Here is an 18,748-nt window from a genome sequence, read left to right as displayed (position 1 = left end):
CCGTTACACCGAACGAATCTCCTCGAGGAAAGGCGGCTGTGATGTTGATAATTGAATAATCTCCTGTGATTCGTCAAGCTTTACAATAGGGGAGGTCGGATTGTTTCTATCTGTAAAAATGATTTCCGCATTTTTTCCGTTGCTGAGACTTACTTTTGTGCCGATGGAAAAGGTAAGTAATTTCTCCATTAATGAATGCACTACTTCAAGATGAAGTTTGCCGAATTGGCCCTTCAGCATTTCATCGATAACTTTATAAGGAGATTGTTTTTTTCGGTACGGCCGTTCACTGGTCATGGCATGATATACGTCAGCCGCTGCCAGTATTCTGCTTATTTTATTTAGTTTGCTGGAGCTTGTGCCGAACGGGTAACCATTGCCGTCTTCACGCTCATGATGCTGTAAGACTGCGATAAGCATTAATTCTGTTACAGTGCTTGTGCCTTTCAGCATCGTATAGCTGTGGTACGGATGGTTTTTTACCTCTTGATATTCAGATTGAGTGAGCTCTCCTTTTTTTTCAATTATAGCCGGAGCAAGCATTGCCATTCCTGCGTCACTCAATACACCTGCCATTCCTGCCTGCAGTACTTCTTTATTTGAAAATTTCATTTTATGAGCAAGCATAGCAGCCAACAGGCCAGTCGCAACTGCGTGGTGGTATAAATAATCCTTTTTTGTGCAAAAATGATGCAAAAATAATACATGGTTGGACTGGCCAACAGCTTCCTGGAGAAGTGGAGTCATAACTCGCCTTATTTCTCCCATATCAACAGGATTTCCGGCCTGCCACTTCTGAAACATTGATTTATATACACCTACAGCATTTAAATAATTCTCAATAAATACCGGAGCGTGTTCCTCTGCATTCTCGTCCGTATTCTCTGCAGTTTCCGGTAGAAACGGCTCCCCATTAATCAACTTCTTTTCGACACTCGCTTCTTTTACAAGAAATGCATGTAACACGTTAAGATGTACCTGATTTAATACCGTTTTTCTGCGTATGATTGGATGAGTTGACAAGACGTAAATATCTTCTGTTATTACACAACCTTCCTGAAGCTGTTCCCTTTTTACTCTCATGTTTCCAGGCTCCCATCCATCAATTAGTTCTCCATAGTATACAGAAAAATCAAAGAAAAAGAAACTATTTTCCTATAAATATTAAGTAGTTTTGCAACATGTTTGGGTATTAGTAACTATTTAAAAGCCATTTTATTGAAATAAAATGATTTGAAATCTTTGACGGCAGTATTCGCAGTTCTGCAATCCCTCTCTATCACCCATCAAATAAAATATTCGATAAAAAAATGAGCCGGGATATTTTTTATCCCAGCTCATCGTATATTAGATATAGGAAGAATCCTTTATTCTTCTTCCGAATCAGTATCCGGACTTTCTTCCTGAACTGAATCTGATTCTCCTTCATTCTCTTGATCAACAGGCAGCTGCTCTATCTCATCTGCTTCTGCTTCCTGTACTTCCTCCGGCATTTCTACCGGACTGACCGCAGATACCTCTTCACCTTCTCCGAGCCGTATCAATTTGACACCCTGGGCATAACGGCCGAGCCGGGAAATTTCAGAGCTTTTGATGCGGATGAGCACTCCGTGAATAGTCATTATCATAAGGTCGATATCCTCGGGTACACAGCGCAGTGCTACCAGTTCTCCGTTTCTTTCCGTTAGTTTGCAGGCTTTTAAACCTTTTCCGCCCCGGTTTTGAACGCGGAAATCACTAATTGGAGTTCGTTTTCCAAAACCTTTATTGGTTACGATCAATACGTCTTTGTCTTCTGATACCATATCCATGCCGACGACGCTGTCCTCCTTGGAAACACTTAATGCTTTCACGCCGGTAGCCGTTCGTCCCATTAAGCGGACGTCGCGTTCATCAAAATGGATCGCCATTCCTTTTTTCGTTCCAATTATTAGACGTTCTTTCCCATCGGTCAGCCGAACGCCATACAGCTCATCCTCCTCGCGGACATTAATCGCAAACAATCCGCCTTTCCGGATATTGGCAAACGCTGATAAGGAGGTTCGTTTTGCTATACCTTTCTTCGTTAAGAAGAACAAGCACGCCTCATCGGAGAAATCCTTGACCGGTATTACCGTGCTGATATACTCTCCTTTTTCAATTTGGAGAAGATTAATGGCTGGAATTCCTTTCGCTGTTCTTTTCAATTCTGGAATTTCATACGCCTTCAGCCTGTATACTTTTCCTTTATTTGTAAAAAATAATATTGTCTGGTGAGAGCTTGTGGTAAATAAATGCTCCACAAAGTCATCATCATTAGTGCCCATTCCTTGAATACCACGGCCGCCTCTTCTTTGAATACGATACGTATCACTTGGCATCCGCTTAATGTAGCCTTGATGACTGATCGTTATCACGACGTTTTGACGAGGAATCAAATCTTCATCCTCAATTTGATTCTCCCCGGTAGTTATTCTTGTGCGGCGTTCATCATTGAATTTTTCCTTCAGCTCTGTAATTTCCTCACGGATAATTTCGAGTACTCTTTCTTCACTGTCAAGAATTGCTTTTAAATCCTTAATCCGCTCTATCAGCTCTTTATATTCCTGTTCAATCTTATCTCGCTCAAGTCCCGTTAAACGCTGCAGTCTCATCTCTAAAATTGCCTGAGCCTGCTCATAGCTTAGAGAATAATTTTCCATTAAGCCATTTCGGGCGATTTCGGTTGTTTGTGAGCTGCGGATCAAACTAATCACTTCGTCAAGATGATCCAGAGCTACCCGCAGACCCTCGAGAATATGGGCTCTCGCTTCAGCTTTACGCAGTTCAAATGCTGTGCGGCGCTTTATAACTACCTTTTGATGTTCTAGGTAATAAACTAGACACTGTTTTATATTCAGTACTTCCGGACGGCCGTCTACAAGTGCGAGCATATTCACGCCGAAGCTCGTCTGCAGAGCTGTCTGTTTATATAAATTATTTAACAATACGTTTGCATTGGCATCCTTACGAACTTCAATAACAATTCTCATGCCGTTTCGATCTGATTCGTCACGCAAATCGGTAATTCCGTCTATCTTTTTATCCCGGACCAGTTCGGCGATTTTTTCCACGAGCCTTGCTTTATTTACCTGGTATGGAAGCTCTGTAACAATAATGGACTGTTTTCCATTTTTCATTTCCTCAATTTCTGCTACAGCACGCAGCAAAATTGAGCCTCTTCCGGTCTGGTATGCTCTTCTGATGCCGGAGCGTCCTAAAATCATCGCCCCTGTAGGAAAATCCGGTCCAGGTATAAATTCCATTAATTCTTCAATTGTAATATCTGGATTTTTACTGATCTCTAATACTCCGTCAATAACTTCTCCAAGCTGATGCGGCGGGATGTTTGTCGCCATTCCGACAGCAATTCCGGAAGCTCCGTTTACAAGCAGGTTCGGGAACCTGGAAGGCAGGACAATCGGCTCGCTTTCATTTCCATCATAGTTATCCTGGTAATCAATGGTGTCCTTGTTTATGTCACGTACCATTTCCATGGAAATCTTCGACATTCTCGCTTCTGTATACCTCATCGCAGCAGCAGCATCACCATCTACAGAACCGAAGTTTCCATGTCCGTCCACAAGCATATTACGGTAGCTGAAATCCTGAGCCATCCGGACCATTGTTTCATATACTGCTGAATCCCCGTGCGGGTGATACTTACCAATAACTTCCCCGACGATACGCGCCGACTTCTTATGGGGTTTATCCGGTGTCATGCCAAGCTCATTCATTGCATATAAGATTCGCCGGTGCACCGGCTTCAACCCATCTCGAACATCTGGAAGCGCCCGGCTCACAATAACACTCATTGCGTAATCCAAGAATGATGTACGCATTTCCTGGCCAATATTTATTTCTGTGACTCTTGATTCGTTCTCTGCCATTCCTGCAACCTCCCAATTCTAACCGCCACGGACGGCTTACACACTACAGCCTTTGTTATACATCAAGGTTTTGCACGTATTCAGCATTTTCCTGGATAAAATCTCTCCTTGGCTCAACGCGGTCTCCCATTAATGTTTCAAAGATCTCATCTGCCTTCATCGCATCTTCAAGCGTGACCTGAAGAACACTCCTGCCCTCTGGATCCATCGTGGTCTCCCAGAGCTGATTCGGATTCATTTCACCAAGACCTTTGTAGCGCTGTATGCCAGGCTTAGGCTGAGCAGGAAGTTCGGAGAGAACGTTGTCTAGTTCTCTTTCGTAATAAGCATAATTCACACTTTTTCCCTGCTGAATTTTATACAGCGGCGGCTGGGCAATGTAAATATAGCCTTTATCAATCAACGGCCGCATATACCGGTAGAAAAAAGTCAGAATCAGCGTTCGGATATGAGCACCGTCAACATCCGCATCCGTCATAATGATAACCTTATGGTAGCGGGCTTTTTCAATATCAAATTCGTTTCCGATTCCGGTTCCGAGCGCTGTGATAATGGACCGGATTTCATTATTGGCAAGAATCTTATCCAGTCTTGCTTTTTCCACATTAATGATCTTCCCACGCAAAGGCAGAATCGCCTGAAAATGCCGGTCTCTTCCCTGCTTGGCTGAGCCGCCTGCGGAGTCGCCCTCTACAATATAAATCTCGCTGATAGAAGCATCCTTCGATGAGCAGTCAGCAAGTTTGCCAGGCAGCGAGCTCACTTCCAGCGCATTCTTTCTTCTAGTGAGTTCTCTCGCTTTTTTCGCAGCATCTCTCGCTCTTGAAGCCATCAATCCTTTTTCAACTACAAGTCTTGCAGTATCAGGATTCTCCGCCATAAAACGGGAAAAATGTTCAGAGAAAAGAGAATCAGTAATGGTTCTCGCTTCACTGTTTCCAAGTTTGGTTTTTGTCTGCCCTTCAAACTGAGGGTCTTCAATTTTCACAGAAATAATAGCGGTTAAGCCTTCTCTGACATCATCGCCGATTAAATTCGGATCATTTTCCTTAAAAAGGGAATTTCTGCGCGCATAATCATTGATTGCTCTTGTCAGCCCGGTTTTAAAACCTGATTCATGTGTCCCGCCTTCATGGGTGTTGATGTTGTTTGCAAATGAATAAATATTGCTAGTAAAGCTGTTATTGTACTGAACAGCAATTTCTACCTGAATGCCATCTTTTTCGCTTTCAATAAAGATAGGCGGTTCATGCAGCACTTCTTTTTGTCGGTTCAAATACTCTACAAACGAAGCAATTCCGCCTTCGTAGTAGTATTCAACCTCTTTATCCTCTTCTCTTTTATCGGTAAAGATAATGCGAAGTCCTTTATTTAAAAACGCAAGCTCGCGTAATCTTGTAGAAAGTGTGTCAAAATCAAACTCTATTGTTTCGGAAAAAATATCGGTATCCGGTTTAAAATGAATTTTTGTGCCCCGTTCTTCCGTTTTTCCGATTACCTGCAGATCATGCTGCGGCACCCCGCGTTTATAGCTTTGCTGGTGAATATCACCGTCCCGGTGAACTTCAACCTCAAGCATTTCTGAAAGGGCATTTACAACAGAAGCACCGACTCCATGAAGGCCCCCTGATACTTTGTAGCCTCCACCGCCGAATTTACCGCCGGCGTGCAGAACAGTCATAATGACTTCTACGGCCGGGCGTCCCATTTTTTCTTGGATGCCCACTGGAATTCCCCGGCCGTTATCCCGTACTGTTACACTATTATCTTCTTCTACCGCAATCCAGATATGATCGCAGTGACCTCCCATGGCCTCATCAATACTATTATCTACGATTTCCCATACTAAGTGATGAAGACCGCGTGCACTTGTAGAACCGATATACATGCCTGGACGCTTTCTGACCGCTTCGAGCCCTTCAAGCACCTGAATTTGATTTTCATCATAAGATTGTGGTTCCATTGCCAATCTATTCACCTTCGCTTCCATGACGAATACTTAAAAACATAAAGAAACAGCTATGTTTTTTTTATGATTCGTTGTTTGCTCCAACTTCTTCGCTGAAGTCTTCAAATTCTGATACAACCTGGGAACGGCGCTTAAGCGTCAATGAGGAGATAGGTGATAAATACACCCTATCACTTGTCACGACGACTGATTTCGTAAGATCGGCGGAAATTTCCATTATGTTTTCCTTTTGCTGAGCCGATAAAAACTGCCTCGTAATGCTTGATGAATCATGACTGTCTGAATCTACAATTGTGATGACATCTTTTGATCGGATAACTGTATCCCCGCCTAAATGAATAAACATCGTTTCACCTCATTTCATATGCTTGAGCGTTCCTTCTTCCACAATAAAAGCGGAAGCCTGTCTTAATGTTTCATGCTCAATTCCGTCCACGCTGGTCGTGGTGACAAATGTCTGAACCTTGCCTTGAATTGTATTGAGCAGATGGGACTGCCGGAAATGATCGAGCTCTGATAATACGTCATCCAATAACAGAATTGGATATTCTCCAATATTGTCATGAATCAATTCTATTTCAGCAAGCTTCAAGGACAGGGCAGCCGTCCGCTGCTGTCCCTGAGAGCCGTAAGTCTGGACATTCCGGCCATTTATATGCAAAGAAAGTTCATCCCGGTGCGGGCCTGTGAGCGTGAGGCCTCTTCTCCATTCATTTCTTTTATTTTTTGAAAAGGCCTCATGCAGTCTCTCTTCTATTTTCGACAATTCCATATCTTCTGATACGTGGGCGGTTGGAAGATACGCTAAAGCCAGTTCTTCTTTTCCGCGGCTGATCTGCTGGTGGATCTCTTTTGCCCAGTTTTCGAGCATGGAAATAAATGAAAAACGCTTTTTTATTACTTTTGCAGCAGTCTCTGCCAGCTGTTCGGTCAGAATATCCAGCATCAGCTCGTCAGACTCCTCTGCCTGGGCACCATCTTTCAACAGCTGGTTGCGCTGCTTTAAAATCTTCTGATAGACCGCAAGATCATACAAATAGACCGGACTGATCTGTCCGATTTCCATATCAATAAATCGACGGCGAAGCTGCGGGCCGCCTTTTACAAGGCTGAGATCCTCCGGTGCGAACATGACGACATTGCATGCACCGATATACTCGCTTAATCTTCGTTGTTCTAATCGATTTACTTTCACTTTCTTTCCCTTTGCAGAAAGTATAACTTCAAGGGAAGCACTTCCTGTCTTTCGTGTGATGTCCCCTTCTATTCGGGCGAAGTCTTCTTCCCACTTTATCAGTTCTTTATCTTTTGAGGTACGGTGAGATTTAGCGAAAGCAAGCACATATATGGCTTCCATAAGGTTTGTTTTTCCCTGGGCATTTTCCCCGAGAATAACATTTACTTTATTTTCCACAGGTAAACGAAGCTCATGATAATTGCGGTATTGTTTCAATCTGATTTCATTCAAATGCAAGGCGTGTCACTCTCATTCACTTGAATGCACCGTAACTGTACCGGCCCCTTCTATCTCAATCTCATCCCCATGATAAAGCTTCTTTCCTCTTCGCTGTTCCTGTTCTCCGTTCACATGCACCTCGTATTCCGAAAGAAACATCTTCGCCATTCCGCCGGTGTCAATAACTCCAGCTTCTTTTAAAAGCTGCCCGAGAGTAATGTAGGGCGTATGAATTGTAATGGTCTGTTCCATGGTTTGTCCTCCTGACTATAACACTCATTGCTTTATCACCGGCAGAATATAAGTATTCCTCTCCTCCAGATGGCATATGGATACATTATATATTTTACTAAACTATTGGCATTTGTGCCAATAGTAAATACATATGGAATACACTGGCGCCGGGAAAGGCTTTTCTGCTGACATAGAGGCTGCCTCTGGACTATATGAGAAATCCAGAGGCAGCAAGGGTTTTATAGTTTGTTAGTAGGTTCTGACAGGCGAGAATAAGTGCAGCATTTGATCGTGGTCAGTTGGCCGGAGTACAAATGGACTCATTGCCCCTGTAAACATGATACGAACAGTTTCACTATCAATTACTTTTAAAGCGTCCATTATATTTTTTCCGTTGAAAGAAATTCTCAGCTCTTCTCCTTCGAGCTCATTGCAGGTTATCTTTTCGGTAACTTTCCCTACCTCTGCGGAGACTGAATTCACTTCAATTTCGGTGCCGTCGAGGGTTTTCAAGTTAATAACGTTGTTCTTAGCCTCTCTTGACAGAAGCAAAGCCCTCTCTAATGAGTGAAGCAGATCTTTTGTAGAAAGAACAATAGTTGTTTTCGCCTGGTTGGGAATCATGTTTTTAGTGATTGGATATTTCCCATCAAGTAACCTGGAGAAAAATAATAAATATTGAAATTTAAATAATATCTGGGTGTCAGTTACTATAATTTCGACCTGTTCCTCGGAATCCTCTAGTATTTTATTTAATTCACTCAGACTTTTCCCTGGAATAACAATATTAGATAAAGCAAGCTCTTCAAGACTTGTTTCAATCCCTGCTTTTCTCATGGCCAGTCGGTGACTGTCTGTTGCAGTACAGATTAATTCTGCTCTTTCCGCCTCCAGGTTTACACCTGTCAACACGGGGCGTGTTTCCTGAGTGGACACGGCAAAAACGGTTTGTTTGATCATATCCTTTAATAGATTCTGCGGGAGTTTAAAAATGTTATCCTCAGCGAGATTTGGGAGTCTCGGATATTCTTCCGGATCAAGCCCGTTTAAATTAAAGACAACAGAAGCGGAGCGTAATGTCGCTGCGAATTGATCCTGCACAATTATTTCGACAGTATCTCCAGGTAATTTCCTTACGATTTCTGCAAAAAATTTCGCTGATAGTACGATGCTTCCTTCTTCTTTTACATCCACATATTCCGTTTCTTCATCAGCTGCTGGAATAAATGATTCAATCGATATATCCGAATCGCTTCCTGTTAATGTGACACCGTCTCGTGCAGCATCAATTTTTATACCGGTTAAAATAGGAATCGTCGTTCTGGAAGATACAGCTTTGTTTACATGCTGAACACTATAGACAAATTTGTCCTTATGAATAATAAAGTGCATGGTTTAATCTCCCTTTGCATATATATTTATTATTAATGAATTTTTAGTAGAAGTAGTAATAGGGCTTGTGGTTACTGTGGATAAGTTCGTCCAACCCTATGTGAAATAAGGTTATCCACTTGTGGATAGAGTGTGCACAACTTTTTTGATTTGTGCACATTAATTTTTGAGCCTGTTAGTAATTTCCTGCAGCTGTTTTTGCAGAGCCGTATCTGTCGATAGCATTTTTGATATTTTTTCATGTGCATGGATGACAGTGGTATGGTCACGTCCCCCGAATTCCCCGCCGATTTTCGGCAGAGACGATTCCGTCATCTCCCTGGAAAGATACATTGCGACCTGTCTTGGAAAAGCAATTGTTCTCGTTCGTTTTTTTGCCTTCAAGTCCGGAGTATTGATCTGATAATGATCTGCTACTGTCTCTTGAATGTCTTGTATTGTAATTGTTTTTGGCTTGGAGCTCGGAATTATATCCTTCAACGCTTCTGCTGCGAGATCTGCATTCATATCCTGATTTATAAGTGAGGAGTATGCGACTACCCGGATAAGAGCTCCTTCAAGTTCTCTTATGTTCGTATCAATTTGATTAGCTATATAAAGCATAACTTCATTAGGAATATCAAGTTTTTCTGCTTTGGCTTTTTTTCGAAGGATCGCAATTCTAGTTTCCAGATCCGGCGGTGTAATATCTGTAATCAATCCCCACTCAAATCTTGATCTGAGCCGATCTTCAAGCGTCGGAATTTCTTTTGGAGGGCGGTCGCTCGAAATGACGATTTGTTTGCTTTCTTCATGCAGTGCATTAAACGTATGGAAAAATTCTTCCTGCGTTTGTTCTTTTCCCGCTAAAAATTGAATATCATCAATCAGCAGCACGTCAACACTTCGATATTTATTACGAAAATTCACAGCTTTATTATCTCTGATTGAATTTATAAATTCATTCGTAAACTTTTCAGAAGAAAGATAAACTACCCGGGCATTCGGATTGTGATCAATGACATAGTGGCCGATGGCATGCATTAAGTGAGTTTTTCCGAGTCCCACTCCCCCATAAATAAATAATGGATTGTAGGCTTTGGCGGGAGCTTCCGCCACAGCCAGGGAAGCTGCGTGGGCAAAGCGGTTACCTGAGCCGATAACAAAAGTGTTAAATGTATATTTATCATTTAACATGCTTTTAGGAACCTCTTCGGCATCATTATCTATTTTAGGAGGAGTTTTTTTAACTTCCTGTTCTATAGAGAATTGATCCAGATCCTCTGTTTCTGGAATGATAAACTTTACTTTCAAATCAGCACCGGTGATGTCCTTCAACGTATCTGCTATTAAAGTAGAATATCTATTTTCAAGCCAATCCCTGGCGAATTCATTCGGCGCAGTAATGATGATTGTATTTTCCTTGAGCTCAGATGCTTTTGTAGATTTAAGCCACGTTTCAAAGCTCGGTTTGCTGACTTTTTTACTAATCACTTCCAGCGTTTGATCCCATAAATCCGTAATATTTTCCAACCTTGAATCCCTCCTTTTCCCCTTTCAGAAAAAAACTTAAGAAAGGCTTCCACCTTTCTAAGTTGAAGTAGGAAGCCTCCGTTTCATCTCATTGTATAAGTTTTGTAAATGCGAACACCACATCATTCATACACAGGTTATCAATAAAAATCGGCAGATTTAGTATTATAGTAGAAAGCGGGGATATTCACAATACAAACATTACTGTGGATAAAATGATTCAACCCCTGTGGAAAATTATCCACAATGTTATTAACAGCTGTGGATAGAAAAAATCGTATATGTAGTTATCCAGAGTAAAACACATACATCATATCAAATTTATTTACTATAATCAACGGGGTTTGCAAAGGTTATCCACACGATCAATACCTTGTGTATTATAATTATCCACACCACTATATTATGTGTGTATCTTGTAGATAACCTTGTCGAAAACATTATGTTCGTGTCGAAATTTTATCCACAATTGAATTTGCTGTCGCTTTATCCAGAAATACCTGAAAAAACTAATCAGAAATTTTCTTGACATCAGACGTCAAACCTCTATATAATTTACGGGAATGTCCATTGAGAAAGAACGTTCACCGAGGAGGTGCAAGTATAGTATGGGTAAACCAACCTTTAATCCCAATAACCGCAAGCGTAAAAAAGTACACGGATTTCGTGCACGCATGAGCACAAAGAACGGACGCCAGGTGCTGAAAAACCGTCGCCGTAAAGGAAGAAAATTATTGTCTGCTTAAGGCCACTGCATTTCACAGTGGTCTTTTTTTCACTTTTAATAAGCTTCAATGCAAATGTCTGGGAGGCGGGGAGGATCTCTATGAAAAAGGAACAGCGTATCAAAAAAAATCATGAATTCAGCAAGGTATTTGAGAAAGGGGCCTCCTTTGCAAACCGGCAGTTTGTATTATATATACTCAATAAACCCGGGCAGCAGGAGCACAGGACAGGCCTGACAGTCAGTAAAAAGATTGGAAATGCTGTGACAAGAAACCGCATCAAGCGTTTATTAAGAGAGGCTGTAAGAGAAATGGGAGACCGGCTCGAGTCAGGAAATGATTATGTGATTATTGCACGAAAACCAGTGCTGGAAATGACTTTTACGGAAATAATTAAGAGCCTCGAACATGTGGCTAGAAAAGCAAAGGTTTTAAAAAAACAGCCAAAATCCTTTACTTAACTTTGTTTCTAACTATTTTTCTATCATATTTATTCTGTGTCTTTATTTATTTCTAACACTCAGCTAAAATGAGTGGTGGTAGTGTGGCGCTTCCATAAAATCTCTTTTCAAAATAATGCTTAAATAAAGGCGTAAGTATGTCTCCAATGGGGAGGATGCGTGGTCGCCAAGGAGGAAAGTACTCGTGTACAAGAAATTAGGACTCACTGCAGTGCTTGTCACTATGATGGTACTGATGACTGGATGTCTTGAAATTGATGAACCGATAAATGCAGAGAGTGAAGGATTTTGGAATTCATTTTTCGTATATCCGCTTTCATGGCTGCTTATACATATGGCTGGATGGGCTGGAGGAAGCTATGGATTGTCTATTATTTTTGTTACTTTAATTATCCGGCTTGTCATTATGCCATTAATGATTAAACAGACAAAAAGTGCACGAGGCATGCAGGAATTGCAGCCTGAAATGCAGAAATTAAGAGAGAAATATAGCGCAAAAGATCAAAAAACCCAGCAGCAGCTCCAGCAGGAAACGATGAAGCTCTTTCAGGAAAAGAACATAAATCCGCTGGCGGGATGTTTTCCTATTCTCATCCAAATGCCGATTTTAATCGCTTTTTATCACGCAATTATGCGGACTAGAGAGATAGAACAGCATCAATTCCTATGGTTTGAGCTTGGCCAGCCGGATTATATTTTACCGCTTGTTGCCGGGGTGACAACATTTATCCAGCAGAAAATGATGATGGTGACAGATAATCCGCAAATGAAAATCATTATGTATATGATGCCATTTATGATTACTGGTTTTGCCTTCTTCTTCCCGTCAGCACTGGCATTGTATTGGGTTGTCGGTAACCTCTTCATGATTGTTCAGACTTATTTCATCACCGGTCCTGGAGCAAGAAAAAGAGCTGACGCTAAAGCTGCTGCTAAAACGGGAGGAGCGGAGAAAAAGTGAAAACAGTAAAGATTTCCGGAAAAACAGTAGATGAAGCTATTTCACTTGCCATGCAAAAACTAGAAGTAAATAGTCAAGAGGAAATAGAATATGAGGTGCTTGATCAAGGATCGAAAGGATTCTTCGGTATTATCGGCTTCAAACCGGCTGTAATAGAAGCAGCTCCAAAAATTGACCCGGTCGAGGAGGCTGCTGCGTTTCTCCGTCAGGTAATTTTGGACATGCAGGTGGATGTCGATATTGAGCTTATAAATAAAGGTCGCGAGACAGAATTTCAACTAATCGGTAAAGATATCGGCGTGTTAATCGGAAAGCGTGGAAAAACTCTTGATTCTCTGCAGTATCTAGTCAATCTAGTAGCCAACCGGAATTCCGATAAGTATGCACGTATCATTCTCGACGCAGAAAATTACCGGGAACGACGCCAGGAAGCTTTGGAACATTTAGCGGACAGACTTGCTGATAAAGCGAGAAGAACAGGCAGAAAAGTAGTACTCGAACCTATGAATGCAAGAGAAAGAAAGATTATTCATACGGCTCTTCAGAATTCAACCGATATTGAAACGTATTCAGACGGCACCGAACCAAGAAGACACGTGGTCATAGCACTTCGAAATCAATAACTGTACATTCCGGATTCTTACTGTTACTGAAAATGCCTGGTCAGCCATTGACCGGGCATTTTTTTGTCCGCTCAGCTTTTATTATCTATACGTTTTTCCTGCTGCTGATTTGTGGATAATAAAATGAATAACACCGAGAAATAGTTATCCACATGTGGATACACTCATCTTTCTCTTTCAGCCTGTATGTGCTATTCTGTTATGTTAGGGAATACTAAAAATTATTATCTCTAACTCAACTTTCGCACAATGAAAGTTGAGCCTCTAAATTTATAGATAAACCCTGAAAAAGGAGGGGAAGAAACATGGAAATGGATACAATAGCTGCAATTTCGACCCCTTCCGGAGAAGGTGCCATCGCAATTGTCAGGTTAAGCGGCAGTCAGGCGTTTTCGATTGTCGATACAATATATAAAGGCCGGCAGCAGTTATCCGAAGCGGAAACGCATACGATTCATTACGGTCATATTAGTGACCCGGAAACGGGAAAAAATATAGAGGAGGTCATGGTTTCTGTTCTTCGCGCTCCGAAGACCTTTACTCGCGAGGACATTGTCGAAATCAATTGCCACGGCGGGCTGGTGTCGGTCAATCGAGTGCTCGACATCGTGCTGAGCAGTGGAGCCCGGCTTGCGGAGCCGGGAGAGTTTACCAAGCGTGCGTTTTTAAATGGACGAATTGATCTTTCTCAGGCTGAGGGCGTAATGGATTTAATCCGTGCAAAAACTGATAGAGCGATGAATGTAGCATTTAAACAGGTGGATGGCAGACTATCTGAAAAAATTCGGAGGCTGCGCCGGCAGCTGCTTGAAACCGTAGCTCATGTAGAGGTTAACATTGACTATCCTGAATATGATGCAGAATCACTGACGATTGAGCTTTTACAAGAAAAAGCTTCCGACGTGAAAGTCGAAATAGAAAAGCTGCTGCAGACCGCCAAGCAGGGAAAGATTTTACGTGAAGGGCTTGCTACAGCTATCATTGGAAGACCGAATGTTGGTAAATCATCGTTAATGAACAGTCTCGTTCATGAAAATAAAGCAATAGTAACTGATGTACCTGGTACAACCAGGGATGTTATTGAGGAATATGTCAATGTGCGAGGTGTGCCGCTGCGATTAATTGATACAGCCGGAATCCGCGAAACAGAGGATATTGTAGAAAAGATTGGAGTAGAACGGTCCCGGCAGGTATTAAAGGAAGCAGATCTTATATTACTTGTTCTTAATAGTGCAGACGAGCTGACGAAGGAGGACGAAGCACTCTTTCAAGCTATTCATGGATTAAATGCTATTATTTTGTTGAACAAAACAGACCTTCCTAAAAAAGTAAATGAAGATGTGGTAAGAGAGAATGCTGCAGGACGTCCAATCATCGCAGCCTCCCTCCTCAAGGATGAAGGAATTGAGGAACTCGAACAAGCAATAGCAGAGCTGTTCTTTGAAGAAGGTGTAGAAGGAGCAGATTTAAGCTATATTTCCAACGCCCGCCACATTGGGCTGTTGAATCAAGCTAAACGTTCTGTGATTGATGCTCTCGATGCGGCAGAAGCAGGAGTCCCCGTGGATATGGTTCAAATTGATATTACTAGAGCCTGGGAACAGCTTGGAGAAATTATTGGTGAAAATGTGCATGACAGTTTAATTGATCAATTGTTTTCACAATTTTGCCTTGGAAAATAATCAACTATTGAAATTGAAGGAGGAATAAATGATGAGATATGAAGGCGGAACCTACGACGTTATTGTCATCGGTGCCGGTCATGCCGGAGTCGAAGCAGGCCTTGCCGCTGCACGCATGGGATCCAAAACGCTGATGCTGACATTAAATCTTGATGCCGTAGCTTTTATGCCGTGTAACCCGTCGGTAGGCGGACCTGCAAAAGGCATTGTTGTGCGTGAAATTGATGCTCTCGGTGGAGAAATGGCACGAAATATTGATAAAACACACATTCAAATGCGTATGCTTAATACAGGAAAAGGCCCAGCAGTGCGGGCACTGCGTGCTCAGGCGGATAAGTTTATGTATCAGCATGAGATGAAAAACACACTTGAAGAAGAAGAAAACCTTACTCTCCGCCAGGGCATGGTGGAGGAGCTGCTTGTAGAGGACGGCGTCTGTAAAGGAGTTGTAACGAATACTGGAGCAGCTTACCAGGGAAAAACAGTCATTGTTACGACTGGCACGTATCTGCGGGGGAAAATTATTCTCGGCGAATTGGCCTATGAGAGTGGCCCTAATAATATGCAGCCCTCCATTAATTTGTCACACAGTTTGAAAAAGCTCGGATTTGAACTTGTCCGTTTCAAAACAGGAACGCCTCCACGCGTAAACAGCAGCAGTATTGACTACGAAAAAACGGAGATCCAGCCGGGGGATGACAAACCTCGTGCGTTTTCCTATGAAACCACCAAGTATATTACTGATCAGCTTCCGTGCTGGCTCACCTACACCGGGGAAGCAACACATCAAATTATTAATGACAATTTGACGCGTTCCCCGATGTATTCAGGGATGATTGAAGGCACAGGCCCCCGCTATTGTCCATCAATAGAGGATAAAATTGTCCGATTTAATGACAAGCCGAAGCATCAGATCTTTCTTGAGCCAGAAGGAAGAAACACAAAAGAGGTATATGTCCAGGGGCTTTCTACAAGCCTGCCGGAAGATGTTCAATTTAATATGCTAAAAACAATTCCGGGCCTTGAGAACGTGAGAATGATGCGTCCCGGCTATGCGATTGAATACGATGCAATCGTGCCTACCCAGCTGTGGCCGACGCTCGAGACAAAAAATGTGGAAAACCTGTTCACTGCCGGTCAAATCAATGGCACGTCAGGTTACGAGGAAGCAGCAGGCCAGGGAGTAATGGCAGGTATTAATGCGGCTTGTAAAGCACAGGGGAAAAAAGGGGTCATTCTTGACCGCTCGGACGCGTATATTGGCGTGATGATTGATGATCTAGTCACAAAAGGAACCAACGAGCCTTACAGACTTCTTACGTCCCGGGCAGAATACCGCCTGCTGCTGCGTCATGATAATGCCGATTTACGGCTGACTGAGATTGGGCATGAGATCGGCCTGATATCAGATGAGCGTTTTGAGCGTTACTCCCGCAAAAAAGAAAAAATTGCCGAAGAAAAACAACGGCTTGAAAAAACAATCGTAAAGCCCGATCAAGAGCTGCAGAAAATGCTCGAGGCGAAACAGTCCTCTCCTATGAAGGAAGCTGTTTCTGCAGCACATCTGTTAAAGAGGCCGGAGCTCGGCTATGACGATATTATCCCATTTGTACCGGGGGAAGAAACGCTGACTCCGGATGTTGCAGAGCAGGTGGAAATTCAGACAAAATATGAAGGATATATTGCCAAACAGCTCGAACAAGTGGAACGGATGAAAAAGATGGAAGAGAAACGGATACCGGAAAATCTCGACTATGAAGCCATCTCCGGAATTGCTACGGAAGCAAGGCAGAAGCTTGCTGAAGTAAGGCCGCTCTCCGTCGGTCAGGCCTCCAGGGTATCCGGCGTGAATCCGTCAGATATCTCTATATTGCTCGTTTATATTGAGCAGGGCAGGATGGCGAAGGTACAAGAAGCATAGACAAAACTTTTTCGGGAGGCGCCATTTATTTGCCTTCCGACTTTTTTCTGCCGGTTAAAGTGTGAGACTGATAACCGACCGAACAACATCCTTGTTGGAGGAGTATGTGTAATATGAGTAAGCTTAAATTTAAAGATTGGGCCGCAGATATTGGTGTCGAACTCTCAGAGCATCAGCTGCGGCAGTTTGACAGCTATTATCAGCTGTTGATCGAATGGAACAATAAAATGAATTTAACCAGTATTACAAATGAAGATGAAGTGTATGAGAAGCATTTTTATGATTCGATTACGGCAGCTGCTGCGTATGATTTTAAAAAGCCGATGAATATTATTGATATTGGCGCCGGTGCCGGTTTTCCAAGTCTGCCGCTGAAGATCTGTTTCCCGCATTTAAAGGTGGTTATTGTTGATTCTCTTAAAAAAAGAATGACTTTTTTAACCGAACTATCCAAAGAACTCGGCCTGCAGGATGCGCAGTTTATTCACGCACGTGCAGAATTGCTTGCACGGAATAAACATCATCGAGACAGCTATGATGCAGCGCTGGCAAGAGCAGTAGCCGGCATGCCGACGCTCACAGAATTATGTCTCCCTTTTGTGAAAAAAGGAGGAATATTTATTGCATTAAAAGGTGCAGGAGGCCCCGATGAAAAGAACGAAGCGGACCGTGCCTGTAATATACTCGGAGGCGAGTGGCTCAACTCAGTTTCTTTAACGCTTCCGGCAGAAAAAAGTGTACGGAGTATATTAAAAATAGAAAAAATCAAGTCAACGCCGAAAGCCTATCCCCGCAAGCCTGGAACCCCTTCTAAAAAACCGATTATGTAGTGGTTAATGGTAGACAATGGTTGCGATCATGGTAAAATGTAACGCAGATGACGACCTTTATCACTTCGTCAAAGAAGGAATCAGCTCCTAATTCGGCGAATATTATAGATCCGTAGTTTTTAAGTAAGGTGGTGTGGGGCAGTGAAGCAATCCATTCAGAAATGGTTTGGAATTGGTGATCAGGAAGAAGAAAAAACTGGGAAAGAGCACGAGCACCCGCAGGAGGAGGTCCGGCAGCTGCCAGTTCAAGATATTTCCGCCAATCCATTTCAACCGCGTACGATTTTCCAGGAGGAAAAGATTGCGGAGCTTGCACAATCAATTCGCACGCATGGTCTGCTGCAGCCAATCACGGTACGTGAGCGGGACGGAAAATATGAAATTATTGCAGGGGAACGGCGCTGGCGGGCTGTAATGAGCCTTGAAATGGAACAGATTCCTGCAATTATAAAAGATTTTAATGATACACAAACTGCTTCCGTAGCTTTGATTGAAAATTTACAGCGCGAAGAACTGACAGCTATAGAAGAAGCAACAGCTTACGCAAGGCTACTGGAGCTTCACGGGCTAACCCAGGAAAGCCTCGCTCAGCGACTCGGTAAAGGACAATCAACAGTTGCGAATAAATTAAGGCTTCTTCAGCTCACAGAACCAGTGCAGCAGGCATTAAAGGAAAGAAAGATTACAGAGCGCCATGCCCGTGCCCTCCTGGTAGTGAAGGAGGAGGCGCAGCAGATTTCAATCTTAGAAGAGCTTATTGAAAAAGAATGGAATGTGAAGCAGACAGAAGAGCGTATTAAATCACTTCAGGAAGACAAGCCAAAGAAGAAACGCCCGGCTCGCAAGCATTATTCTAAGGATACCAGACTTGCGATGAACACAATCCGGCAATCGGTTGATATGGTCGTAAAAAGCGGAATGACCATTGATACGGACGAAGAAGAACATGAGGAATATTATCAGTTTACGATTCGGATACCGAAGAAATAGTCTACCGTGCAGCAGCATGTTAGACTATTTTTTCTGCCTAAATGGCAGTTGTTCCTTTGGATGCGTTTTTTTGATTTTATTTCC

16 protein-coding genes are annotated in these 18,748 nt (G+C 42.6%); 8 read left to right on the top strand and 8 right to left on the bottom strand.

Annotated elements, in window-relative coordinates; translation table 11 throughout:
* Positions 1–3: 3 nt before the first annotated feature.
* The 8 genes from ACE4RR_RS16840 to dnaA form a co-directional block, all read right to left on the bottom strand.
* Positions 4–1,083: an HD-GYP domain-containing protein gene (locus tag ACE4RR_RS16840; protein ID WP_375536604.1), complete on the bottom strand. Its 1,080-nt coding sequence runs from the start codon at positions 1,081–1,083 to the stop codon at positions 4–6.
* Positions 1,084–1,367: 284 nt separating this feature from the next.
* Entirely contained in the window at positions 1,368–3,908 is a 2,541-nt protein-coding gene (gene gyrA, locus ACE4RR_RS16835) for a DNA gyrase subunit A (protein ID WP_375536603.1), read from the bottom strand.
* Between the two features lie 55 nt (positions 3,909–3,963).
* Entirely contained in the window at positions 3,964–5,871 is a 1,908-nt protein-coding gene (gyrB, locus tag ACE4RR_RS16830) for a DNA topoisomerase (ATP-hydrolyzing) subunit B (protein ID WP_375536637.1), read from the bottom strand.
* A gap of 67 nt (positions 5,872–5,938) precedes the next feature.
* Positions 5,939–6,223, bottom strand: a complete 285-nt coding sequence (remB, locus tag ACE4RR_RS16825; RefSeq protein WP_375536602.1) for an extracellular matrix regulator RemB — start codon at positions 6,221–6,223, stop codon at positions 5,939–5,941.
* Positions 6,224–6,232: 9 nt separating this feature from the next.
* Positions 6,233–7,351, bottom strand: a complete 1,119-nt coding sequence (gene recF / locus ACE4RR_RS16820) for a DNA replication/repair protein RecF (RefSeq protein WP_375536601.1) — start codon at positions 7,349–7,351, stop codon at positions 6,233–6,235.
* A gap of 12 nt (positions 7,352–7,363) precedes the next feature.
* The gene (gene yaaA, locus ACE4RR_RS16815) at positions 7,364–7,585 is read right to left on the bottom strand and encodes a S4 domain-containing protein YaaA (RefSeq protein ID WP_375536600.1); all 222 of its coding nucleotides are present in this window, start codon (positions 7,583–7,585) and stop codon (positions 7,364–7,366) included.
* Between the two features lie 231 nt (positions 7,586–7,816).
* Positions 7,817–8,959, bottom strand: coding sequence for a DNA polymerase III subunit beta (gene dnaN, locus ACE4RR_RS16810; RefSeq protein WP_375536599.1), 1,143 nt, complete (start codon positions 8,957–8,959; stop codon positions 7,817–7,819).
* 159 nt (positions 8,960–9,118) lie between these two features.
* On the bottom strand, positions 9,119–10,471 hold the full coding sequence (gene dnaA / locus ACE4RR_RS16805; RefSeq protein WP_375536598.1) for a chromosomal replication initiator protein DnaA: 1,353 nt from the start codon (positions 10,469–10,471) through the stop codon (positions 9,119–9,121).
* A gap of 608 nt (positions 10,472–11,079) precedes the next feature.
* On the opposite strand from dnaA, the gene rpmH reads away from it, so the two are divergent.
* The 8 genes from rpmH to noc all read left to right on the top strand — a co-directional run bounded on the left by rpmH (position 11,080) and on the right by noc (position 18,664).
* Positions 11,080–11,217, top strand: a complete 138-nt coding sequence (gene rpmH / locus ACE4RR_RS16800; protein WP_375536597.1) for a 50S ribosomal protein L34 — start codon at positions 11,080–11,082, stop codon at positions 11,215–11,217.
* Positions 11,218–11,297: 80 nt separating this feature from the next.
* Entirely contained in the window at positions 11,298–11,657 is a 360-nt protein-coding gene (gene rnpA, locus ACE4RR_RS16795) for a ribonuclease P protein component (RefSeq protein WP_375536596.1), read from the top strand.
* Between the two features lie 184 nt (positions 11,658–11,841).
* Positions 11,842–12,618: a YidC family membrane integrase SpoIIIJ gene (spoIIIJ, locus tag ACE4RR_RS16790; RefSeq protein ID WP_375536595.1), complete on the top strand. Its 777-nt coding sequence runs from the start codon at positions 11,842–11,844 to the stop codon at positions 12,616–12,618.
* Positions 12,615–13,241, top strand: a complete 627-nt coding sequence (jag, locus tag ACE4RR_RS16785) for an RNA-binding cell elongation regulator Jag/EloR (RefSeq protein ID WP_375536594.1) — start codon at positions 12,615–12,617, stop codon at positions 13,239–13,241. The genes spoIIIJ and jag overlap by 4 nt, the downstream gene beginning before the upstream one ends.
* Positions 13,242–13,552: 311 nt before the next feature.
* A complete protein-coding gene (mnmE, locus tag ACE4RR_RS16780) occupies positions 13,553–14,923 on the top strand; it encodes a tRNA uridine-5-carboxymethylaminomethyl(34) synthesis GTPase MnmE (protein ID WP_375536636.1) in 1,371 nt (456 codons plus the stop codon).
* Between the two features lie 31 nt (positions 14,924–14,954).
* Positions 14,955–16,844 carry a tRNA uridine-5-carboxymethylaminomethyl(34) synthesis enzyme MnmG gene (gene mnmG / locus ACE4RR_RS16775; protein WP_375536635.1) on the top strand — a complete coding sequence of 630 codons (1,890 nt, stop codon included), beginning with the start codon at positions 14,955–14,957 and terminating at the stop codon, positions 16,842–16,844.
* Between the two features lie 113 nt (positions 16,845–16,957).
* Positions 16,958–17,674, top strand: coding sequence for a 16S rRNA (guanine(527)-N(7))-methyltransferase RsmG (gene rsmG / locus ACE4RR_RS16770; protein ID WP_375536593.1), 717 nt, complete (start codon positions 16,958–16,960; stop codon positions 17,672–17,674).
* A gap of 141 nt (positions 17,675–17,815) precedes the next feature.
* Positions 17,816–18,664 carry a nucleoid occlusion protein gene (gene noc, locus ACE4RR_RS16765; RefSeq protein ID WP_375536592.1) on the top strand — a complete coding sequence of 283 codons (849 nt, stop codon included), beginning with the start codon at positions 17,816–17,818 and terminating at the stop codon, positions 18,662–18,664.
* Positions 18,665–18,748 lie beyond the last annotated feature (84 nt).

The organism is Alteribacillus sp. HJP-4 (assembly GCF_042139015.1).
Classification (GTDB): Bacteria; Bacillota; Bacilli; order Bacillales; family Marinococcaceae; genus JBHIKY01.
Note: the sequence above shows the minus strand (reverse complement) of the source record. Positions and strands in the feature narration are given on the sequence as shown.